This is a genomic window from Nocardia aurantia (assembly GCF_009604425.1).
Taxonomy (GTDB): domain Bacteria; phylum Actinomycetota; class Actinomycetes; order Mycobacteriales; family Mycobacteriaceae; genus Nocardia; species Nocardia aurantia.
The window spans coordinates 436,272-457,965 of the sequence record NZ_WEGI01000003.1 but is presented as its reverse complement, the minus strand read 5'-3'; the positions used below and the strand labels follow the sequence as shown (position 1 = coordinate 457,965).

Below are 21,694 nucleotides of genomic sequence, written 5' to 3'. Positions count from 1 at the left end.
CAACCAGACACGGAGCGCGACGCGGCCCGTGCCGGAACGGAGCCGGCCTCATGGCAGATCTCACCACCGCGACGCCGGGACCGCTACACGACCTGCGGGTGATCGAGATGGGTCAGCTGCTGGCGGGCCCGTTCTGTGGTCAGCTGCTGGGCGATTTCGGGGCCGAGGTGATCAAACTCGAGTCGCCGGGGCAGGGCGATCCGATGCGGGAATGGGGTCGCGAGAAGCCGAAGGGCCGGTCGCTGTGGTGGCCGGTGGTGGCGCGCAACAAGAAGTCGGTGACCTGCAATCTGCGCACTCCGCAGGGCCAGGACCTGGCCCGGCGGCTGATCGCCAAGGCCGATGTCGTCGTCGAGAACTTCCGGCCGGGCACGCTGGAACGCTGGGGCCTGGACTACGAGACCCTGCGTGCGGACAATCCGGGGCTGATCCTCACCCGGGTCACCGGGTACGGGCAGAGCGGGCCGTACGCCGGGCGCGCCGGGTTCGGCTCGATCGGCGAGGCGATGGGCGGAATTCGCTACACCACCGGCGATCCGGATCATCAGCCCGCCAGAACCGGTATCTCCCTGGGTGATTCGCTGGCCGCCGTGTTCGCGACCATCGGCACGCTAGCCGCGGTGCACCACCGCGAACTCACCGGCCGGGGCCAGATCGTCGACTCGGCGATCTACGAAGCGGTGCTGGCGATGATGGAATCCCTGCTGCCGGAATGGGATATCACCGGCTACCAGCGCGAGCGCACCGGCGCGGTGCTGCCGAACGTCGCCCCCAGCAACGTCTACCCCACCGCCGGCGGCGAGATGATCCTCATCGCCGCCAACCAGGACACCGTCTACACCCGCCTCACCGCAGCCATGCGACGCCCCGATCTGGCTGCCGCGCAACGCTTCGCGACCCATTCCGCGCGCGGGGAGAACATGGCCGAACTCGACGACATCATCGCCGAGTGGACGAGCGCCCGCCCGGCGGACGAGGTCCTGACCCTGCTGCACGAGGCGGGCGTCCCGGCCGGGCGCATCTACACCGCCCGCGACATGTTCGCCGATCCGCACTTCGCCGCCCGGGAAGCCATTGTGCGACTAGCCCATCCGGACCTCGGCGACTTCCCCATGCAGAACGTCTTCCCCCGCCTCAGCGAGACCCCGGGCAGCGTCCGCCACACCGGCCCCGAACTCGGCGAGCACAGCACCGAGATCTACTCCACGCTGCTGGGCCTGAGTTCGGACGAACTCGCCGGCCTCGCCACCGCCGGCATCGTCTGAGGAGCAGCACCATGCCAGCGAACGCCGCACCGCCCGTTGCCGAATCAACACCAGCCCATCGCGCGCCACCCGATCTCGGCGCGGTGCTGTCTTCCAGCCCCGGGACATCCGACCTCGCGGCGGACTATCGCACCCACGGATTCGCAGCCCGGCTCGGAGCGGGCGAACGGCTCGCGGTGCTGGTGATCGACGTCTGCATGGCCTACCTCACCAACGGCTCGCCCCTGCGCGCGCCGGTGGAAGACGCGGTCGCGGCCACCGCGCGCCTGGTCGCCCGCGCCCGCGAAACCGGTGTGCCGGTGATCTTCACGCGGGTCAGCTACCGTCCCGGGACCACCGACGGCGGCCTGTTCCGCCGAAAGGTGCCCGCGCTCAGCTTTTTCGAGGAGGGCAACCCGCTGGCCGAGTTCCCCGTGGACCCGGCGCCGCTCCCCGGCGAGACCGTGGTGTCCAAGCACTACGCCAGCGCCTTCCACGGCACCGCGCTCGCCGCCGACCTGACCGCGCAGCGGATCGACACGGTGCTGATCACCGGGCTCACCACCAGTGGCTGTATCCGCGCTAGCGCGACCGACGCGTTGCAGCACGGTTTCCGCCCGCTGGTGGTGGCCGACGCCTGCGGCGACCGTGATCCCCGCCTGCACGAGGCGAACCTGCTCGACCTGGATGCCAAGTACGCCGATGTGATCGACCTCGCCGCAGCGCTGTCGCTGCTGCGCTGATTCTCGCCCGAACCCGGACCGACTGCGAACAACGATGTGCCGCAGCATGTTCCGACACTCCCCGATAGGACAATCATGGGCCCGCATCACTACGGCTGGTGGATTCTGCTGCACCTGGTGCTGTTCGTCTTCTGGCTCGGCGGCGACCTCGGCGTCTTCTACTCCAGCCGGTTCGTCATCGACCCGAAGCTCACCGCGCCCGCCCGCGCCACCGCGCTGGCGATCATGAGCGGGCTCGACCTGGCGCCGCGCATCTGCCTGATCCTGTTCCTGCCCAGTGGCGTGACCCTGATGGCGTGTGATCCGCACGGCGCCAGGCTGTTCGGCATCGACCTGTTCCCGTGGTGGCTGGTGGCCCTGGTGTGGCTGTTCGCGCTCGCCTGGCTCACCCTGGCGGTCGTCACGCACCGCACGCACGGGCGCCTCACGGCGGTGGCCCGCGCGGACCTCACGCTGCGCACCGCCGCGATCATCGGCATGGCCGTAGCCGGGGGCTACACGCTGATCGCGCACGACCCGTTCGGCGTCACCACGAATCCGCGCTGGCTCGGCGGCAAGATCCTGCTGTGGTGCGCGGCCGTCGCCGCCGGGCTCGGTATCCGGATCACGTTGCGCCCCTTCGGTCCCGCCTTCGGCCGGCTGATGGCCGGCGAAACCGGACCGGATCTGGAGACGGTCCTGCGCCGCAGCGTGAACGGCTGCCTGCCCTACGTGTGGACGATCTGGGGCAGCGTGCTCGCCGCGGCGGCGCTCGGGGTGTTCAAGCCCGGCGCGAATCTCTAACCGGCGTAACCCAACTGGGTCGACAGGGTCGTGGCGGCGTCCAGCAGCACCGGCGCGTACTCGTCCATGTGCGGTTCGAACCGCGGCAGCGGCCCGCACACGCTGATCGAGGCCACCACGCCGCCGTCGTGATCGAGGATCGGCGCGGCGATCGAGGCGGCGCCGATCTGCCGCTCCCCCATCGAGCAGGCGTAGCCGCGTTTGCGCACGGCCATCAGTTCGGCGCGCAGCTTGCGCTGGGAGACGATGGTGGCGTCGGTGAATCCGGTCAGCTCGTTGCGGCGCAGGTACTCGTCGATCTCCTCCTTGCGGAGGTAGGCGAGGATCGCCTTCGAGGAACTGCCGGCGTGCAACGGATACGGTTGTCCCAGAACCAATTCCATCTTCAGTTCCTGGTCCGGCACCACCTGGTCCACGTACATGCGGGTGTCGCCGCGGCGGATCGACAGCGTCGCGGTCTCACCGGTCAGCGACGCCAGCCGGCGCAGCTCCGGACCCGCCATCACGCGCAGATCGGTGCGCGCCAGATAGGCCCGGCCCAGCGCCATGGCCGCGTGCCCGAGCGCGTAGCGGCGGGTGCTGGGTTCCAGGGTGATCAGGTCGCGGCTGCGCAGAGCCGTAAGTATCCGGTGCACAGCGGCTTTGGTGAGGCCGAGCTCGTTGGCGATCTCGGTGACGCCGAGGTCGGCACGGCCGCTGCGGCCGAAGAGCAGCAGCACATCCATCGCGCGTTCGACCGCGGCGATGGAGCGACTCTGGCCGTCGGTTTCGGTATCGGGCACCCGGTCAGTCTAGGGGAGAGAATTTCCCGATGGGAAACACCATCCCACTGCTCCGCTTGCGCGAACTGCCCGACCCCGTTACCTTGTGCGTTACAGCGTTTCCACTACCGAAACGGACCAGCTATGGATTCCCGGTATCTCCGTACGGTGCTGGCGCAATGGGCCACCGGTGTCGTCGTGCTCACCACGCGCACCGAGGAGGGCGGTCACCACGGTATGACCGCCAGTTCTTTCACCAGTGTGGCGCTCGATCCGCCGCTCGTCTCGGTATGCGTGGCGTCGGACAGCACGACCTGCCGATTGATCCGCAGCAGCGGCGTGTTCGCGGTGAACGTGCTCGGCTGCGACCACGAGGAGATCGGCCGCCGCTTCGCCACCGCCTCGGCCACCGACCGGTTCGCCGTCGGCGACTGGGACATCGCGACCACCGGTACCGCCGTCCTCACCGACGCCGTCGCCTGGATCGACTGCGTGGTGGCCGCGTGCTACCCGGCCGGCGATCACACCATCGTGCTCGGGCTGGTGCAGGACGCGGCCACGCCGCGGCCGGCCGCCCCGCTCATCTATCACGACCGCACCTATTACGAGGGGATTGCCCGATGATCGGAGAACGACTCGTCGAAGACATGACCACGCCGGAACGCGAACGCGCCGAACGGGTCGAGTCCGTATTGCCGGCGCTGCGCGACGCGGCGGAGGAGGCCGACCGCACCGGCGCCTTCCCGCCCTCGCACGTCGCGCTGCTGCGCGAGGCGGGGCTGCTGGGACTGGTGGTGCCGGAGAAGTTCGGCGGTCTCGGCGGCTCCCTGCGCGACCTCGCCGCCGCCACCTTCGCGATGGGCACCGCCTGCCCGTCCACCGCGCTGGCCTATTTCTTCCACAGCACCAGCGCCTCGCGCGGTCTGCTGCCGCTGGAGGCCATCGACGCCGGACTGTTCGACAACGCCGAGATCCCGGTGGTGCGCGCCTTCGCCGAGAAGGTGCTGACCCGCATGGCCGACGGCAGCTGGCTGGCCAACTTCGCCTCCGAATCGGTGAAGACCTCCGGCGCCAACATCACCATCGCGACCACCGCGCGCAAGGTGGACGGCGGCTGGCTGCTCAACGGGGAGAAGTCCTTCGGCTGCGCGACCGGGGTCGCCGACTACTACCTCACCTCCGCCAAGCTCGAGGGTTACGACACCGCCGAGGGGCTGGCCACCTTCTTCGTGCCGCGCGACGCGGCCGGGGTCGCGGTGCGCGCGCCGTGGGACGGGCTGGGCATGCGCGCCACCGCCAACAACGGCATCCGCCTGACCGACGTGTTCATCGCCGACGACGAGGCGCTCGGTGTCCCGGGCGCGTTCACCAAGATGCTCACCCAGAGCCGCGGCAGCTTCGTGGGTAACCAACTCGCCATCGCGGCGGTCTACACCGGTTGCGCGCAACGGGTCTACGACGAGATCCTCACCGCGACCACCACCCGCACCTTCGCCGACACCGGCGAGCCGATCGCGTCCTCGCCGGTGCATCAGCTGCTGTTCGGCGAGATGACCCGCAGCCTGGAGACCGCCTACCTGTGGCTGCGCTACCAGCTGGAGGTGGAGACCGCCGAGGTGCCGTTCAAATCGAAGTCCGACGTGTTCACACAGTGGCGGCTGGGCAAGGGCGCGGTCACCGAGGCGTGCTTCGCGGTCGCGCTCGGCGCGCTGAAGGCCGGCGGCACGTCCGCGGCCTCGATGTCCGGGGTGATCGGCCGGTCGCTGCGCGATCTGGCGATGGGCCTGGTCATGACCTTCCCGGCCGAACGCGGCATGCTCGAGGTGGCGCGCATCGTCACCGAGGCGCGGGCCAACGAACTGTTCGCGACCGCACCCGCGGAGGCGGCCCGATGAGCGTCGAACTGCCCGCGATCCGCGATCTCGTCGACGGCGAATGGGGTACGCCGAGCGTGGATCTCGGTGTCGCCCTGGAGGATCCGGCCACGGGCGCCGCGGTGGCCCGGGCCGTCGCGACCGCACCGGACCGGGTGGACCGTGCCCTCGCGGTCGCCGATGCCGCGACCGGGCGCATCGACGCGGATCTGCTCGACCGGATCGCCGACGCGCTCGACGCGCAGGTCGGCCGCCTCGCCGAACTCGATGCCTTCGCCACCGGCGTGCCGATCACCCAGACTCGCCCGCTGGGCGTGATCGTCGCCGGATCGTTCCGGCTCGCGGCGGCGCAGCTGCGCGCCGGCGCCCTGCGCGAGGACCGCGACGGGGTCGAGGTGCACCGCCTGCCGCTGGGCCCGGCGCTGGCGCTGGTGCCGTGGAATGCGCCCGCTCCCATGGCTTCCCACAAGGTCGCGAACGCGCTGGCCGCCGGCTGCCCGGTGATCCTCAAGGTCAGCGAGCTGGCTCCGTACAGCGCGGTGGTGCTGGCCGAGGTGATCGCGGAACACGTGCCCGCGGGCATGTTCCAGCTCGTGCACGGCGATGCCGCGACCGGCGCCCGGCTGGTCGGCGATCCACGGATCAAGGCCGTCTCCTTCACCGGCGGCGTGCCCGGCGGGCAGGCGGTGGCGACCGCGTCCGCCCCGCTGTTCCGGCCCTGTCAGCTGGAACTCGGCGGGAACAATCCGCTGGTCGTGCTGCCCGACGCCGATCTCGACACCGCGGCCCGCGCCGCCGCCGAACTGCTGACCACGCTCAACGGACAGTGGTGCCGGGCGCTGGGCCGGTTGATCCTGCCGCGTTCGCGCGCCCCCGAACTGCTCGAGGCGGTCGGCAAACGGCTGGACGCGCTGCGGGCCGGGCCACCGCTGGACGAGGCCACCGAATTCGGTCCGCTGGTGCATTCCCGGCACGCGCGGGCCGTGGCGGCCGCCGTCACGGACCGCCCGCACCGGACCTTCGGCTCCTTCCCGGAGATCGGGAACTATGTCGCCCCCACGCTTCTCGACGGCGATCTCACCGACGAGATCTTCGGCCCGGTCGCCGGGGTGACCACCTACGACCGGCCCGAGGACATCGTGGCGCTCGCCAACGCGGTGCCCTACGGCCTGGAGGCGTACGTGTGCGGCACGGACACCGAATTCGCGCTGGCGGTGGCCCGGCGCATCCGGGCCGGTGAGGTGAAGGTGAACGGATCGTCGATCATGAGCCTGCATCTGATGACGCCGCGCCCGGCGTGGGGCGTCTCCGGCCTGGGCGAGGAGGGCACGGCGGAGACGCTGCGGTTCTTCACCGGCGCCCGGGTGGTCGGGGTCGAGGGGCGTTTCGCCCTGCACACGTCATGAGCACCGTCGCGATCGCCGGGGCCGGACCGGTCGGGCTGACCGCTGCCCTGTCGCTGGCCCGCCGCGGCATCGATGTCACCGTCCTCGAACAGGGACCGCGGCTGGCCACCGAATCACGCGCCTCCACCTTCCATCCGCCGACCCTGGAGATGCTGCGGGACCTCGGTGTCGTGGAACCGCTGCTGCGGGCGGGCCTGGTGGCGGAGACCTTCCAGTACCGCGAGCGCGGCGGCGACGCCATCGCCACCCTGGACATGGGAGTCCTGGCCCGCGACACCGCGTTCCCGTATCGGGTGCAGTGCGAGCAGAGCAAGCTCACGCCCCTCCTGCTCGACGCCCTGCCCGGCACGGCCGAGGTGCGCTTCGACCACGCGGTCACGGGTGTCGCGGCGGGCCCGCGCGGGGTCGCGGTGTCGACGTCGAGCGGAATCGTGCACTGCGACTGGCTGATCGGGGCAGACGGCGCGCATTCGGCGGTCCGGCACAGCCTCGGCGCGGATTTCACCGGCAGCACCTATCCGGGTCGTTTCCTGGTCGCGTCGGTCGAGGAGGATCTCGAGTCCGTGCTGCCCGGCATCGCGCCGATCAACTACGTCTTCGATCCGGACGAGTGGCTGGTGCTGCTGCGCACTCCCGACCACTGGCGGGTGCTGCTGCCCACCGCGGGCGACACCCCCGACGAGGACGAATTGCGCAGGCTTCCTTCACGTTTGGACCGGGTCGCCGATCTCGGCCGGCCCTGGCGGATCGCGCACGCCACCCTCTACCGCGTGCACGAGCGGGTGACCCCGCACTTCCGCACCGGGCGGGTGCTGCTGGCCGGAGACGCCGCGCACGTGAACAATCCGCTCGGCGGGCTCGGCATGAACAGCGGCATCCACGACGCCGTCCGGATCACCGACGCGCTCGCCGACGTCCTGTCCGGCGCACCGGAGCGGGTCCTCGACGACGCGGCCCGGCGCCGCCACACCGTGGCGGTGGAGCACGTGCAGCGCACCAGCCGCGCCAACTGGTCGCATCTGCACGGCCACGAGGAGAGCTATCGTGCCCGGTTGCGCGCGCTGGCGGCCGATCCCGTGGCCACCCGGGCGCATCTGCGGAAGGCGTGCCTGATGGACTCGCTGGAGCCCGCGGGATGAGGATCGAGCGGGAGAATCCGGCGCGCCCGGCGGAGATCGTCGGGTCGGTGCCGGTCACCCCGGTCGCCGCCGTGGACGAACTCGTCCGCGCCGCCGAGCACCGCGTCCGGGCGTGGTCGGCGCTGCCGTTGCCGCGGCGGCTGGATCGGTTGCGTACCGCCGCCGCGGCGCTCACCGCCCGGACCCCGGAGCTCGCGGTCCTGCTGGCCCGCGAGAGCGGTAAGCCGGTCGCCGACTGCCGTGGCGAGATCGGTTTCGCCGCACGCTATCTGGACTGGCTGTGCGCGCACGCGCCGGCGGTGTACGGTGCCACGGAACTCGACGACGCCGAGGGCCGGCTCGTTCTGGCCCCGCGGCCGTACGGGGTGGTCGTCGCGGTCACACCCTGGAACGCGCCGATCATCCTCTCGGTGCTGAAGCTCGGTCCGGCGCTGGCGGCGGGAAATACGGTGCTGCTCAAGCCTTCCCCGCTGGCGCCGCTGACCGTGAGCGCGGTCGCGGAGCTGCTGCCGGAGACCACGGTGGTGCACGGCGGCCCCGACCTGGTGCAGGCCCTGGTCGCGCATCCACTGGTCGGCAAGGTCGCCTTCACCGGCGGCGACGCGGCCGGGCGCGGCATCGCCGCGGCGGCCGGGCGCGCGCTGACCCCGGTGGTGCTCGAACTGGGCGGCAACGATCCCGCCGTATTCCTCGACGACTTCGCGCTCACCGCCGACGATTACGAGCGGCTGGTGCTCGCCTCGTTCGCCACCTCGGGCCAGGTCTGCATGGCCGCCAAGCGGCTCTACGTCCCGGAGCGCCGCGCCGGCGAGTTCCTGGAGGCGTATGTGGCCGCCGCACAACGAATCCTGTGCATCGGTGACCCGGTCGACGAGGACGTCACGATGGGACCGGTGGTGAATCGGGCAGCGGCCGAACGCATTTCGGCACTGGTCCGAGACGCCGGGGCCCGCGGCGCCGAGTTGATCACGCTGGCCCGCGCGCCGGAGACGGACGGTTACTACGCGGACGCGGTACTGGCCCGCACTCCGCCGGACGACGCGCCGCTGGTGTGCACCGAGCAGTTCGGACCGGCCGTGCCGCTGCTGACCTACCGCGGCGAGGACGAGATGATCGCGCGCGCCAACGATTCCGTGCTCGGCCTGGGCGCCTCGGTGTGGTCGGCGGACGAGGACCGGGCCTTCCGCGTCGCCGCGCGGCTGGAGGCCGGATTCACCTTCGTGAACACCCACAATCGCACCGGCATGTCGCTGCGGGCGCCGTTCGGTGGCGTCAAGCGCAGCGGCTTCGGCCGCGAGTACGCCGAGGAGGGGCTGCGCGAATACGTGCAGACCACGGTGATCCACGCGCCGGGCGTGTTCCGGCCCGGTGGCGCCGGCCTGCCCGCGCGGGCCTACCCGCCGGGACAGTAGGACACCCACCGGCGAATTCCGGTGGGGCGGGCCGCCTTCCGGGGGCCGGTCGCGAACCGCGCGGGGTCCGCGCCCGGTGCCCGAGGGGCGGAACGGCGGGTGGGCGGCAGCGTCGCTGCCGCCCACCCGATCGGCCACCCGGTTACCGATTGGTTTGCGGGATCTCGATGCTCAGCGGCATGTGCAGTTCGGCCACGTACCACAACACGAATTGCCGCAGGAATTCGTCGAACATCCACGCGACGTCCTTCGTCGGCGGGACGACTCCCTGCACACCCTCCTTCACCGCGACGAACGGGGCCCAGGCAACCTGCAGCAACGGGTTCCAGACCGGCTCCCGCGGAATCTGCAGCCAGTCCGCCACCTGATCACCGAGGATGAACCGGGTGAACGCGCCCAGGATGGGCTTGCTGAGCAGCGTCAGATCGAGGTCGAAACCCAGATCCAGCAGGCCGTGCGCGAGCGAAACCCCTTCGGCGGTCGGGGCGATGATCGGATCGAGGACCTGCTTGGCCTGATCGTCGGCCTGGTCCCAGGACGCCGGAATGTATTCGTCCCGGACGCCGAGGAAGTGACCCGCCAACTGCCAGCTGTGCAGATATCCGTCGGATTCGCCCGGCGGGATGTTCAGATTCCACTGCTTGAACACCCGCATGATGGTGGTGGCCAGGCTGTGCCAGGTCACCATCACATCGTTCTGGCTGATCGGCTTGATGTCGTCGGGCCAGTGCGGCGACGACGGCAGCAGATGGCGCACCGCGGCATGGATGATCCGGGTCTTGACGCACGTCACGATCATCTCGCCGTCGGGCGCGTACGCGTTGACGGTGCCGATGTCGTAACCGAATTTCGCGGTCTTGGCGATGCGGTCCTTCAGATGCGAACCGCCGCGCGAGTAGTACACCGCCAGCGCCTCGTGCGGGATGACCGTGGACATCATTCCGCTGGCGAACGCGTAGAGCACGCCGAGATAGGTGCCACGCTTCTGGGTGAACTGGAACGACTGCCCCAGCCTGTTCTGATCCGCCCACGACGGCAATTGCCGCGCGTACTCCATGAAGTCGCGCAGATTCGGCGGCAGCCCGGCCGGAATGGGCTGACCGTTGTGGGTCCACGTCGCCAGCAGTCGGTTGACCGCGGGCACGTCGGCGTTGTCCATCACATCGGCGACCACCGGATCCGCTTCGGGATCCCACATGGTCAGCGGATCGGCTCCGTTGCCGCTGCCGACAATCGAGCCCTCCGGGGCCCACGTCCAGGGCTCGGCCCTGGACGTCTGCGCCATGAATGTGAGGGCACCGACAGCCCCCAGCAGGCCGCCGCCTGCCCGGAACGCGTTACGTCTGCTGAGTCGGGTTGCGTCCATGCCACTGTTCCTCTTCGTCGAGTCACAGATACAGAGATACATTCTCTGCATCTGAGTATCATGATGACACCACACTGTGGGTGCCATCACAAGATGTCGGCGGGATTCGCGGCACCGGACCGCCCGGCGACCCGGGATCGCGCTGATACCAGCGCCTTTCGGGCAAACGCCGGACGACCGGAACGGGATGAACGCCCGGCATCGAGGGCGAAACGAACTAGTAAGGAGCAACCGATGAACCTGTGGATTCTCGTCCAGAATCTCCTCAACCAGCTGGACCTGGGGTCCGCCGCGACCGGGTCACCGATCTGGCCCGCGAGTGCCGTGGCGGAATAGATTCCGGACAGGGATCCAGCGGCCGGTGTCGTCACGTGTACGCGCCGGCCGTGGATTTCCCGCATCGCGCCGCACGCCGGCCGGTCGGCAAACCGGTCCGCTCGGCGGACGGCCGCGATGCACCGCGAACCGTGTCCTGGTGATCGTCACAAGTGTCGCCGTGTCACCTTGGTGGAATCAGGAATTCGAAAACAGGAGGAGAACATGGCGGACGCGCTGACGGATTCGGATGCCGGCTCGTTGCTGGCGCGCGCCCTGAGTGACGCGGTGGGACAGGTCGACGAGACCGACGACATCCGGTCACGACTCCTGGAAGCGGCGTACGAGCAGTTCTGCCGGATCGGCGTGCAGCGCTCGACGATGGAGGACGTCGCCCGCCGGGCGAATCTGTCGCGCATCACCGTCTACCGGCGTTTCACCACCAAGGACGCACTCGTCGAGCAGGTGATCCAGCGCGAATTCCGGCGCTATTTCGATCAATTCCTCCTGGACATCCAGGACGCCGAGACCGTCTCCGATCGCGTGGTGGTCGGCTTCGTGAGTTCGCTGCGCGCGATCCGGGACAATCCGCTGATCGGCGGGCTGCTGATCGCGGAACCCGATCGTCTGGTCAGCTCCCTGATCGGCGATCAGGGCCGGACCGTGGCCGCGGTCCGGCAGTTCGTGGCCGGGCAGCTGCGCCGCGAGCAGCGCGCCGGGCAGATCGACGCTCGCGTCGACACGCAGGTGGTCGCCGAGCTCATGGTGCGGGTGTGCGCGTCGTTCCTCACCATTCCCAGCGAGGTCATCGATCTCGACGACGACGAGAGCCTCGCGGATCTGGCTCGCCGGTTTCTCGTGCCGATGCTGCGGGTGGCCGAGTGAGCGAGCAATGTCGCCGAGTGAGCGGTGCGGCCACCGCACGTGTCGGTGGCCGCGGGATGCCCGGGGCGGATCAGCCGAAGCTGAGCGAGACCGCGGCCAAGATGTTGTAGGGATCGGTCAGGCTGGTGACGGCGATCGTGCAGGCGCCGGCGAAAGCGGTACAGTCCACGCCGCCGACCGAACCGACGAGCGTGATGCCGCCGACCGACAGGTGCCCCTGATCATCGGCGTTGCCCAGCTTGGAACCGCTCAGGTTGCAGTCGTTCGGCCCGGAGATCTGGGCGGTGCACTGCCCGACCGCGACCTGACTGAGGCCGGGCGCCAAGCCGTTCACCGAGACGCTGACACTCTGGCCGGCGGAGACCCCGCCGGTCTGGCTCACACTCACCGACGCCGCCTGTGCGGTGGCGCTGCCGAGCAGGGCGACCGCGGCCGCCGCCGCCAGCAGCGGAACGATGCGGGTTCCGATACGAGACATGTTTTCCTCCTTGATAATTCACTACCAGTGCGGATGAACTACAGCCGACGCCGATCGGCGAGGGCGGCTCCGGCGACGACGGCGAGCAGACCCGCTGTCACCGACCACAGCGCTACCGACGGCCCCCGGGCCTCGGGGGCGGCGGACGCGGCGGTTCCGGCGGCGGTGGCGGCCGAAGTGGTGGGCGGCGCGAATGTCGCACCGGCGAAGGCCATCGGCGTGACGGCCGTGTTGGCGGTGATCACCGGGACCGGCTGGGTGCCCGGCAGCGGGGCGGCGGCCACCTCGCACTGCTGCTTCAGGCAGTCGATCTCCTTGAACCGCGGATGCAGCGTCAGCGTCAGGGTTTTGAAGGTGCCGTCGGCGGCGATGTTCACGAATCCCGCGCCGCCGCCGAGGTCACAGTCGGTGAGCCCGTTGGTGTAGTTCTGCCGGCACAGCCCGACCGCGACCGCGGGCAGTCCCGGCTGGAAACCGCTGCCGCTCACGGTGATCCGCTGCCCGTCCGCCAGATCGGTGGTGGCGCTGACGTGCAGCACGGCCGGCGGGGCCGGATCCGCCATGGCGGGCGCGGCCGCGATCGGTGCGGCGGCCAGTACGGCGGCGGCGAACGCCACAGCGCCACGCCGGTTTACGCGAATCATCACGCGCCTCCTTCGGAAACGGTTTCGGGAGCGGGAGCGGGCCGGGTGATGCCCGGCCGGGTGACGAGCAGTGCGGCGGCGAGTACCGGCAGCGCGAGCAGGGTCAGCGCCGTACCGTCACCCCACAGGTGCCGCAGGCCGATCGCGAGGCCGAGCCCCACGGCCGCCGCGACGGGTGGAACGAGCAGCGCGACAACATATTTCGTCGCCCGCGTGCCCACCGCGACCGAATTCGGCTCGGAGTCGCGCAGTGTCAGGGCGCGGACCGCGGCGGTCCCGGTCACCGCGATCCCGATCGTCGCCTGCCAGGGTCCGGGTCCGGTGGCGACCAGAATCGGACCGCCGGCCGCCAGGACGAGCAGCGGCGCCGCCGCCGTACGCCGGGCGCCGGGGAGCAACGCGACCAGCATGACGGGAATCAGCGCGACGGCCAGATACGGCGGCTGATCGGCGTCCAGCACGGTCCAGCGGAACAGCAGGAGATGCAGCGCCGGAAGCACGGTTGCGCCGACGGCGAATCCGGCTGCGGCCCGGATGATTTCAGCACCTGCCGGTCTCGCCTCGGCGACCGCCGGGGCCGTGCGGCCCACTGTGGATTCCGCCGAATGCGAGCCGGCCGCCGCCGGAATCGGCGCGTACTCGGACGATCGGGATCGCGCGCCGGCGGCGAGCGACTCGGCCGCATCCGGCCCGGGAGAGTCGACGACGCCGGTCGAGGACGTCGCCGCGAGTGCGGGGGCCTCCGCTTCGCCGGAGACGACGGCTTCGGGCGCACCGAGCTCGGCGGTGGTCGGCGGTGCGGCGGTGGTCGACGGATCGCGCACTGCCAGGACCGATCCCGCGAGTGCGGCCACGACCCCGGCGACGAGCAGCCCGGCGCCCGGGCGCTCGGTGACGGCCGCCGCGACCGCGGCCCCGGCCAACGCCCCGGCGCTCATCGCGATCCGGAAGGCACGAGCCCCGCCCCGGACTCGCGCGGCCACGAGCAGCGGACCGGTCACGACGCCGGCCAGCAGGATGCCGGCCAGCAGGGCCGGTACCACCGGAATCGCCCCGGCGAGGACCAGTCCCACGCCCGCGAGCAGCGCGAGCACCCCGGCACCGCGCCCCGGCGGTGGTAACCGGCGGCGGGCGAGCAGGATCGCCGACGCCGCGAGCACCGCCGCGGTGGCGGCGATGTAGCCGACCACCGCACCGGGCAGTCCGGCCCGGCCGCCCAGTGCCTTGCCCAGCAGCACGATCTCGATGCCCGCCATCGGCCCGGCCGCCGCGGCGGCGAGCAACGGCAGCCACGCGGCGGTGCGGCGGGCCCCGGATTCGGCGATGAACGGCGGCCGGGTGGACGGGGCGGCTCCTGTTCCGGTGGATGCGCTCGGTGTCGTCATCTCTCACCTCCAGCCCCGCGTTTCCCACAAGGAAACACGGTTTCGCAGTTGCCATATTGAACCCGGACCTGAGGTGGGTGTCAAGCGCGAATGCGCACGTAACAGCCTGGAAACAGGCATTTTTCAACCCGAACGGCCACCGGCTCGGAGATTTGCCCGCCCGCTGGACAGATCCGCGACATCGGTACAGAATCGCACTTGTTGGAAACAGCGTTTCGACCTCCGAAACGCTTTCACCCAGGAGGTGCGCGTTCATGACGCGAGTCGCCGCCGCCCAACTCGCCGCAGGCACCGACGTCGCGGCCAACCTCGACGCCTGCCTGCGCCTGATCGACGCCGCGGCGGCCGCCGAAGCCGAGTTGGTGGTGCTACCCGAGTTCTGTAACCACCTATCGTGGTACACGGACCGGTCCCACGCGCACCGAATGGCGTGCCGGACCGGAGATCATTTCCTCGGCCCGGTGGCCGAACGGGCCGCCCGGCATCGGATGTATGTGAAGATCGGCGTCACCCTGGCCCACGACGATGGCGGTACGACCGGCGCGAGCCTGCTGTTCGGACCGGACGGCGAGCTGCTCGGGCAGTCGCACAAGCAGATCCTGATGGGCGCGGAGAACGACCATCTCGTCTGCGGCGAGTCCGATTCGGAGATCATCGACACACCGCTGGGCCGCCTCGGTCTGTACGCCTGCATGGAGGGGGTCATCTGCGAGGTGGCCCGCTCGCTGGCGGTGCGCGGCGCGCAGATCCTGTTGAACAGCCTCAACTCCTTCGCCTCCGACGAGGCGGGCCTGCACATCCCGGTCCGGGCCGCGGAGAACAAGGTCTGGGTGGTCGCGGCCAACAAGGTCGGCCCGCTGCTCCCGGCGGATCGGTTGCCCGACATCGCGACCCGGCTGGGTGTGCCCACCGACAAGCTGCACGGCGCCGGCGAGAGTCAGATCGTGGCCCCGGACGGCACCACGGTGGCCCGTGCCCCCGCGACCGGCGAGTCGCTGGTCGTCGCCGATATCGACGTCGCGCGGGCCGACGACAAGCGCCGCCCCGACGGCACCGACATCCTGGCCGCCCGCCGCCCCCAGCTGTACACCCCGCTGCTCAGCGCCGAGAAGGTACGCCGGTCCCCGGCCGGAGCGGAAACGCTGACGGTCGCGGCGGCACTGGGCGATCCCGCGCAGATCGCCGCCGCGGTAGCCGAGGGCGCGCGGCTGATCGTGCTGCCGGAATCGGCCGCCCTCGGAGTGCCCGAAATCGTTGCCGCGCTGGGAGATTCGGACGCACATGTCGTGCTGACCGATGCCGGCGGCACCGGCCTGCTGGTGAACGCCGACGGCATCGCCGGCCGCGCGCCGCGGCTGCACGGGCACGACGCCGCCGGAACCGGGATCGAGATCTTCGAATTGCCCTGGGGCAGGCTGGCCCTCGTGGTCGGCGACGACGCGCTGTTCCCGGAGTCGTTCCGGCTGGCCGTGGTTCGCGACGCCGATGTGGTCGCCGTCCCGCACACCCCGGCCGAGCCGTGGGAGGTCCGGCTGGGGCTGCCCGAGCGGTCCGCCGAGAACCGGCTGAACATCGTCGCCGCCGGAACCGACGCGGCCGGTGGCCTGATCGCCACCGTGTGCGCGCTCAGCCCCGACTTCACCCTCTGGACCGCCTGGCAGGGCCCGTTCACCGGCCGCATCAGCCATCCCGACCTCTTCACCGCGCCGCCGGGCGCGCCGCGGCTCGTCGCCACGGTCCGCCCGGCCCAAGCGGTCAATCGCGCGGTCTCCCGGGGCACCGACCTGGTGGCCGGGATCCCGCTCGCCGCACTCACCGCCCTCACGCGGGAACCCGCCACCGCCACCACCGAACCGGAGCTGCCATGAGCGAAACCCTGCAACACGTCGAGCAGATGGTCGACGAGAACCCCAGAACCGATGTGAGCGAGATCTTCCGGGAGTGGCAGGAGATGCTGGCGGGCTTCAAGAGCCGCCTCGACGACCGCTTCACCCTGACCCGCGACGCGTCCACCGCCGACCTCGACACCTACGGCGACCCGGACAACGGGCCCTCCGGCAGCCTGGCCGCCTACAGCGGTCCGGAGATCGACTGGCTGGTCCACTCGTGGATCGGTGATCCCCGAACGGGTTTCGTGAACATGCACCTCACCGCGTGGCTGGGCCCGCAGGTCCGGGTGCCGCATCTGGCGTCGGCACTGCTGCTGTGGCCGCAGGGCTGGTTCTACGTCGACGGCGTCCCGCGTGGCGATCTGGTCGGCGACGGCGACTACTTCGACCGCTACTACGCCGAAACCGACGAGTCCTGGCTGACTTTCAAGCAGGACCATCCCGACTTCACCTGGTTCACCAGCCGGACCGGATTCATCCGGGCCAGCCTGTCGCCGACCGCGTACTGCTACTCGTTCCCGACCACCCGGCCCAACCTGGACACCGTCCGCGACGTGCTCAGCACGACCGTGGATCGCTGGCTGGGCTGGGTCGACGCCGCCGAACCCGTTCCCGCCGAAGAACAGGCCGCGCTGGCGGAACGGGATCTGCGGATCCGCCGCAACATCGCCGAACGCGATCCGGCGAATGTGATGGGCGAGCGGATGTTCGGGGCCGACCTCACCGCACGCCTGGTGCGCGCGCTGTGGGGCGGCGACCGCGTCTCGCCGAGGCCGGTGGGCTGATCATGACACTCGTTCGCTCCCTGTGGTGGTCGGCCCGCACCGACGGCGACGCCCCGTTCGACACCGCGCATCTGAAGGTCTACTACCCCGCCGTCGCCTCCGGCGACGACGCCGAACGACTCACCGGCGTGTTCGCCCCCGACCCGGCTCGCGCGCCGTATCCGGTGGTGCTGTTCCTGTCCGGCGTCAACGTCGGCCAGGACGCGTACCGCCGCTACGCCACCGCGATCGCCGAGGCCGGCTTCGTGGTCGTCACCTTCGACCGGGTGGCCGACCTGTTCGGCGGCCAGCGCGGCATCACCCCGGGCGTCGACCTGGCCGCCGCCCGGCCCGACAGCTACGGCACCCGGCCCACCTGTCCGACCATCACCGCCGTGCTCGCCGCCGTCGCCGAACTGAACGAGACCGAACCACTGCGCGGCGCACTGGATCTCGACCGGATCGCGCTCGGCGGGCACTCCGCCGGCGGCACCGTGGTGTTGCAGTCGGCACGGTTCTTCCCCGGTGTGCGCGCCGTATTCGCCTGGGGCGCACACACGATGGTGGCCACCATGCTCGGCTGGGAGCCGGGAACCGTGCTGCCCGCGCAGGTGGAGTGCCCGGTGCTGCTCGGTGTCGGCACCAACGACGGCGTCATCCAGGGCAGCGCCGACCGCTACGGCGAATCCGACGACAACGCGCGCCCCGATCCGGTGGCCCGCACCTTCACCGAGGCGCTGCCCGACGGCGAGCACCTGCTCGCGGTCGTGCCGGGCGCCAACCACTTCGGCATCGCCGACGCCGACCCCACCGCGGCCCGCGCCTTCCTGGACGGACCCGCGGAGGCCGACGGCCTGACCCCGTTCGCGCGGCTGACGACGCTGTTCCTGCGCACCCACCTGTCGGATTCGGCCTCGGCACGCGAGGAATTGGCCGGTTTCGACGACGGACTGCTGCTGAAACGGCACTGAGGAGATCGCTGTGCTCAAGAATTTCTGGTACGCCGTCGAATTCGCGTCCAAGGTCGGCACCGAACCACGCCGGGTCGTCTGCCTCGGCCAGAACTTCGTGCTCTTCCGCACCGAATCCGGTGCGGTGAGCTGCCTTTCGGATCTGTGTGTACATCGCGGCGGCGCGCTGTCGATGGGCACGGTCTCCGGCGACCTCATCACCTGCCCGTATCACGGCTGGCAGTACAACAGCGGCGGCGTGTGTGTCCGCATCCCGGCCAACGCGCCGGAACGCAACATCCCGCGCAAGGCGCGGGTCGACGCGTATCCCACCGTGGAACGCTACGGCATGGTCTGGGCCTTCCTCGGCGATCTGCCGGAGGAGCAGCGCCCGCCCATCCCCGAGATCCCGCAGTGGGGCGATCCGGCCTTCCGCGCCGTCGAGGTCGAGATGGAGCTCGACGCCAACTACGAGCGCACCTTCGAGAACGTGGTGGACGCCTCGCACACGCCCTTCGTGCACGGCACCGCCTTCGGCAATCCGGATTCGCCGCAGATCCCGGATTACGAAGTGCAGCAGACGGATTGGTCCGCCGAGGCCGACATCAAGATGAGTCCGCCGCCGCCCAAGGGCCTCTGGGGCCTGCTGGCCCGCCGCAAGGAACGCCCGGAGTACGTCACGGTGACCAACGGCTGGTACCTGCCGAACGTGGTCAAGCTGCACGTGCGGCTGCCGATCGGCGATCTGATCCTGTACGACTTCAACATTCCGCTGTCGCAGGATCGGACCCTGGTGAAGATCCTCGGCTTCCGCAGCTTCTTCACCGGCGCCTGGGCCGACGGCAACGCCCGCAAGCGCATCGAGAAGATCCTGCTGCAGGACCGGCCGGTGGTGGAATCGCAACGGCCGGAACTGCTCCCGTTCGATCTGGCCGACGAACTGCACGTCCGCAGCGACGCCCTGCAGATCGCCTATCGCCGCCGCCGCGCCCAGCTGATCGAGGACGGCTGGTGGGTCGGCGATTCCGACGTCGTCACCGGCGACAGCCCGCACCGCAGTGCGACCGTCATCGCCTCGCCGGTGCGCCGCGAGAATCCCGAACTGGCCAGCGCCTGGGTACACAAGACCCGCAACGGAGGATCACCGCAATGAGCCTGCCCACCGCGCTCAGTGAGCGCACCCTCGAAACACTGTCCGGCGCATTGGGACTGGCCGTCGACGTCGACGAGCCGCTCACCGGTGCGATGTCCCCGAATCCGGTGGGCCGGCTGCGCGTGCTGCGCGGCGGCCCGATCGACAAGCTGGTCACTGTCGACCTGGTCGTGCCGCCGATCGGCCTGGACAGTCACATGGTCTTCGCGTTCACCGGAAGTGATTCGGCCGTACCGCATTTCACGCTCGACGCGGTGTACAGCGGGGAGTACTACGCGATGCACCTGGATCTGATCCCGCGCGCGGATCTGGCCGTCGAACTGGAATACCTGGACGCCGCGTTCCTCCCGCTGACCCCGCTGCTGGACGCCGCGTGGCAGGTGGAAGGCGTCTCGGCCGCGGCCGTCGGGCCCCGGCAACGCGCGATGATGTCGCCGTGGATGCTGGTGTGCCGGGCCACCGAATCCGCCTTCGGCGCCCTGAGCGCCACCGTGGACGCCTATCTGCGGCACTGGCTCACGCTGGTGGACAAGGGCGTTCCCGCCGTCGGCGCCGACCTGCCGGCCCGCGACCGGGCCAATCGCGCGAATCTCTTCAGCCCCGAGGTGGATCCGGTGTGGGCCCAGGTCACCCGGCTGCTGGGTACGGAGCAGTCCGAGCGCGTGCGACAGGAGCTGGCGCGGTGAGCGTCTCGACCGAATCGATCGCGAGCGCGGCGGAGCCGAACCGGGACGTCGCCGGTGCGCCGAGTCCGGGCCGCGTGTCGGAGCCGAGCGCAGACGGCGGCGCCGGGCCGATCTCGAGCAGCGCCGCCGAGCCGAGCCGCTGGCAGCAGCGCATCGCCGGCGAATGGGTGGGCCGCCCTTCGTTGTTCGACGCCGAGGGCGTGTGGCACGGATTCGAGGACATCCGCCGCTCGTCGGTCTTCGAAGACGGCCGGACCGTGTACTACATGGACGGCGGGCTCACCGGCGGCGGCAAACTCGCCGGGCGGTACGCGCTCGGCGCCTCGTTCGCCTTCGGCGTCGTCGACTCCGACGGCGACCGCATCTACATCGGTCCGGACTTCTACGGATCCGGCCAGCCCTACGGCGGTTTCGTGGACGCGCATTACTACGGTCCCGGCTGGCAGGTGTCCCTGAACACCTGGAACCAGACCGTCGGCGATACCCAGGTCTATTCGTCGGTGCTGTCGCAGGGCCCGTCGGTGGTCGGCGTCTTCGACGGCGTCTACACCCGCGACCCGGATCTGGTCGACGACCGCCTCGCCGCCGAAACCCGCTGCGGCGCGGTGCCGTTCACGCTCCCGAGCAAGGACCCCTCGCGTTTCGCCGGTGACCTCGAGGTGTGGAGCGTCGATCAGACCGCGCTGGGCAAGACCCGGATGACGCTGGACGTCACCCCGCACAGCCTGCTCACCGCCGAACATCACGTGACCATGTCCGGCGCAGTGGATTCCGAGACCCGCGCCGTGGTCCGGCGCGACGGCACCCGCTGGTTCCACGAGGGCCCGGACGTCTGGGGCAACGGAACCGCCTTCGGCCGTGCGCATTTCGTGCGCATGCACCGCACCGACGGCGTCCGCCTGGTCGGCCGGGAATTCATGATCGACGCCGAGCCGGGGATGGGCGCCGGCTCGACCCTCGCGGTGGTCTACCAACTGTTCGAGCACAACCGCCTGGCGACGATCCTGCACGGCCTGCTGGAGCGCGAATGACAACCCGCACGGTGGTCGTCACCGGCGGCACCCGCGGCATCGGCCTCGGCCTGACCCGGGAACTGCTCGCCGCCGGGCACCGGGTCGCGGTGTGCGGCACCGACTCCGAGCGGGTCGCCGAGGTGGCCGCGGAACTCCCCGCGGCCCTGGCGATCACCGCCGACGTCACCGATCGCGCGAGCCTGCGCCGGCTCTGGGACGCGGCGGTGGACCGCTTCGGCGGTGTCGACGTGTGGATCAACAACGCCGGCGTCGCGCACCCCCGGGCCCCGATCTGGGAGCTGCCGGAGACCGAGGCCCGGAAAGTGGTGTCCACCAACCTGATCGGCGTCCTGAACGGCTGCGCCGTGGCGATCCCGGCGATGGCCGCGGCCGGCGGCGGCCACGTGTGGAACATGGAGGGCCTCGGCAGCGACGGCCGCTCGGTGCCCGGCCTGACCGTCTACGGTTCCACCAAACGCGCCGTCACCTACCTGACCCGCGGCCTGGCCCGCGAGGTCCCGGCCGGGGTCTCGGTCGGCCTGCTCAGCCCCGGCATGGTGGTCACCGACCTGCTCACCGGCGGCTACGCCGACCCGGCCGAACTGGCCAAGGCGCGCAAGGTGTTCAACATCCTGGCCGACCGCGTGGAGACGGTCACCCCGTGGCTGGCCGAACGAGCCGTCACCCGCACCCGCAACGGCGAGCACGTGGCCTGGCTGACCACCGGAAAGGTGATGCGCCGCTTCGCGACCGCCCCGTTCCGCCGCCGCGATCTGTTCGCCGAGACACCCGAATCCTGATCCG

General features: G+C 70.6%; 21 protein-coding genes. 16 read left to right on the top strand and 5 right to left on the bottom strand.

What is annotated here, in order from left to right:
* Nucleotides 1-50: 50 nt before the first annotated feature.
* The 3 genes from NRB56_RS08440 (at nucleotide 51) to NRB56_RS08430 (ending at nucleotide 2,770) form a co-directional block, all read left to right on the top strand.
* On the top strand, nucleotides 51-1,265 hold the full coding sequence (locus tag NRB56_RS08440) for a CaiB/BaiF CoA transferase family protein (protein ID WP_153340066.1): 1,215 nt from the start codon (nucleotides 51-53) through the stop codon (nucleotides 1,263-1,265).
* 11 nt (nucleotides 1,266-1,276) lie between these two features.
* Nucleotides 1,277-1,987 carry an isochorismatase family protein gene (locus NRB56_RS08435; RefSeq protein ID WP_227837365.1) on the top strand — a complete coding sequence of 237 codons (711 nt, stop codon included), beginning with the start codon at nucleotides 1,277-1,279 and terminating at the stop codon, nucleotides 1,985-1,987.
* A gap of 75 nt (nucleotides 1,988-2,062) precedes the next feature.
* Nucleotides 2,063-2,770, top strand: coding sequence for a hypothetical protein (locus NRB56_RS08430; RefSeq protein ID WP_153340064.1), 708 nt, complete (start codon nucleotides 2,063-2,065; stop codon nucleotides 2,768-2,770).
* Here the strand turns inward: NRB56_RS08430 and NRB56_RS40065 are convergent.
* Entirely contained in the window at nucleotides 2,767-3,552 is a 786-nt protein-coding gene (locus tag NRB56_RS40065; protein ID WP_319942718.1) for an IclR family transcriptional regulator, read from the bottom strand. The genes NRB56_RS08430 and NRB56_RS40065 overlap by 4 nt on opposite strands.
* Nucleotides 3,553-3,675: 123 nt before the next feature.
* Between NRB56_RS40065 and NRB56_RS08420 the strand changes: the two genes are divergently transcribed.
* From NRB56_RS08420 to NRB56_RS08400, 5 genes are read left to right on the top strand one after another with little or no spacing between them, the layout of a single operon-like run.
* Complete coding sequence (locus NRB56_RS08420) at nucleotides 3,676-4,155, top strand: flavin reductase family protein (RefSeq protein ID WP_153340062.1); 480 nt, start codon at nucleotides 3,676-3,678, stop codon at nucleotides 4,153-4,155.
* Nucleotides 4,152-5,426, top strand: a complete 1,275-nt coding sequence (locus NRB56_RS08415) for an acyl-CoA dehydrogenase family protein (RefSeq protein WP_227837363.1) — start codon at nucleotides 4,152-4,154, stop codon at nucleotides 5,424-5,426. Before NRB56_RS08420 ends, NRB56_RS08415 begins: the two co-directional genes overlap by 4 nt.
* On the top strand, nucleotides 5,423-6,811 hold the full coding sequence (locus NRB56_RS08410) for an aldehyde dehydrogenase family protein (protein ID WP_153340060.1): 1,389 nt from the start codon (nucleotides 5,423-5,425) through the stop codon (nucleotides 6,809-6,811). The genes NRB56_RS08415 and NRB56_RS08410 overlap by 4 nt, the downstream gene beginning before the upstream one ends.
* The gene (locus NRB56_RS08405) at nucleotides 6,808-7,950 is read left to right on the top strand and encodes an FAD-dependent oxidoreductase (RefSeq protein ID WP_153340058.1); all 1,143 of its coding nucleotides are present in this window, start codon (nucleotides 6,808-6,810) and stop codon (nucleotides 7,948-7,950) included. Before NRB56_RS08410 ends, NRB56_RS08405 begins: the two co-directional genes overlap by 4 nt.
* Nucleotides 7,947-9,362 (top strand): aldehyde dehydrogenase family protein, encoded by a 1,416-nt coding sequence (locus NRB56_RS08400; protein ID WP_153340056.1) that lies wholly within the window; start codon nucleotides 7,947-7,949, stop codon nucleotides 9,360-9,362. The genes NRB56_RS08405 and NRB56_RS08400 overlap by 4 nt, the downstream gene beginning before the upstream one ends.
* Nucleotides 9,363-9,504: 142 nt before the next feature.
* On the opposite strand, the gene NRB56_RS08395 is transcribed toward NRB56_RS08400, so the two are convergent.
* Nucleotides 9,505-10,728, bottom strand: coding sequence for an oxygenase MpaB family protein (locus NRB56_RS08395; protein ID WP_153340054.1), 1,224 nt, complete (start codon nucleotides 10,726-10,728; stop codon nucleotides 9,505-9,507).
* 540 nt (nucleotides 10,729-11,268) lie between these two features.
* Between NRB56_RS08395 and NRB56_RS08390 the strand changes: the two genes are divergently transcribed.
* Nucleotides 11,269-11,928, top strand: a complete 660-nt coding sequence (locus NRB56_RS08390) for a TetR/AcrR family transcriptional regulator (RefSeq protein ID WP_153340052.1) — start codon at nucleotides 11,269-11,271, stop codon at nucleotides 11,926-11,928.
* Between the two features lie 70 nt (nucleotides 11,929-11,998).
* Here NRB56_RS08390 and NRB56_RS08385 read toward each other — a convergent pair whose 3' ends face one another.
* From NRB56_RS08385 to NRB56_RS08375, 3 genes are read right to left on the bottom strand one after another with little or no spacing between them, the layout of a single operon-like run.
* The gene (locus NRB56_RS08385; RefSeq protein WP_153340050.1) at nucleotides 11,999-12,406 is read right to left on the bottom strand and encodes a neocarzinostatin apoprotein domain-containing protein; all 408 of its coding nucleotides are present in this window, start codon (nucleotides 12,404-12,406) and stop codon (nucleotides 11,999-12,001) included.
* Nucleotides 12,407-12,444: 38 nt separating this feature from the next.
* Nucleotides 12,445-13,050, bottom strand: coding sequence for a neocarzinostatin apoprotein domain-containing protein (locus tag NRB56_RS08380; RefSeq protein ID WP_153340048.1), 606 nt, complete (start codon nucleotides 13,048-13,050; stop codon nucleotides 12,445-12,447).
* The gene (locus tag NRB56_RS08375; protein WP_153340046.1) at nucleotides 13,050-14,435 is read right to left on the bottom strand and encodes a hypothetical protein; all 1,386 of its coding nucleotides are present in this window, start codon (nucleotides 14,433-14,435) and stop codon (nucleotides 13,050-13,052) included. The genes NRB56_RS08380 and NRB56_RS08375 overlap by 1 nt, the downstream gene beginning before the upstream one ends.
* A gap of 254 nt (nucleotides 14,436-14,689) precedes the next feature.
* On the opposite strand from NRB56_RS08375, the gene NRB56_RS08370 reads away from it, so the two are divergent.
* Genes NRB56_RS08370 through NRB56_RS08340 form a run of 7 tightly spaced genes read left to right on the top strand, consistent with a single transcriptional unit; the run spans nucleotide 14,690 to nucleotide 21,690 of the window.
* Nucleotides 14,690-16,303, top strand: a complete 1,614-nt coding sequence (locus NRB56_RS08370) for a nitrilase-related carbon-nitrogen hydrolase (protein ID WP_153340044.1) — start codon at nucleotides 14,690-14,692, stop codon at nucleotides 16,301-16,303.
* On the top strand, nucleotides 16,300-17,109 hold the full coding sequence (locus NRB56_RS08365; RefSeq protein WP_153340042.1) for an oxidoreductase: 810 nt from the start codon (nucleotides 16,300-16,302) through the stop codon (nucleotides 17,107-17,109). The genes NRB56_RS08370 and NRB56_RS08365 overlap by 4 nt, the downstream gene beginning before the upstream one ends.
* Nucleotides 17,110-17,111: 2 nt before the next feature.
* Nucleotides 17,112-18,059: an alpha/beta hydrolase family protein gene (locus NRB56_RS08360; RefSeq protein WP_153340040.1), complete on the top strand. Its 948-nt coding sequence runs from the start codon at nucleotides 17,112-17,114 to the stop codon at nucleotides 18,057-18,059.
* A gap of 10 nt (nucleotides 18,060-18,069) precedes the next feature.
* Nucleotides 18,070-19,191, top strand: a complete 1,122-nt coding sequence (locus NRB56_RS40060) for an aromatic ring-hydroxylating dioxygenase subunit alpha (protein WP_319942717.1) — start codon at nucleotides 18,070-18,072, stop codon at nucleotides 19,189-19,191.
* Nucleotides 19,188-19,877: a hypothetical protein gene (locus NRB56_RS08350; RefSeq protein WP_153340039.1), complete on the top strand. Its 690-nt coding sequence runs from the start codon at nucleotides 19,188-19,190 to the stop codon at nucleotides 19,875-19,877. The genes NRB56_RS40060 and NRB56_RS08350 overlap by 4 nt, the downstream gene beginning before the upstream one ends.
* Nucleotides 19,874-20,908, top strand: coding sequence for a hypothetical protein (locus NRB56_RS08345; RefSeq protein WP_227837361.1), 1,035 nt, complete (start codon nucleotides 19,874-19,876; stop codon nucleotides 20,906-20,908). The genes NRB56_RS08350 and NRB56_RS08345 overlap by 4 nt, the downstream gene beginning before the upstream one ends.
* Nucleotides 20,905-21,690: an SDR family oxidoreductase gene (locus tag NRB56_RS08340; protein ID WP_153340037.1), complete on the top strand. Its 786-nt coding sequence runs from the start codon at nucleotides 20,905-20,907 to the stop codon at nucleotides 21,688-21,690. The genes NRB56_RS08345 and NRB56_RS08340 overlap by 4 nt, the downstream gene beginning before the upstream one ends.
* The last annotated feature ends 4 nt before the right edge of the window (nucleotides 21,691-21,694 follow it).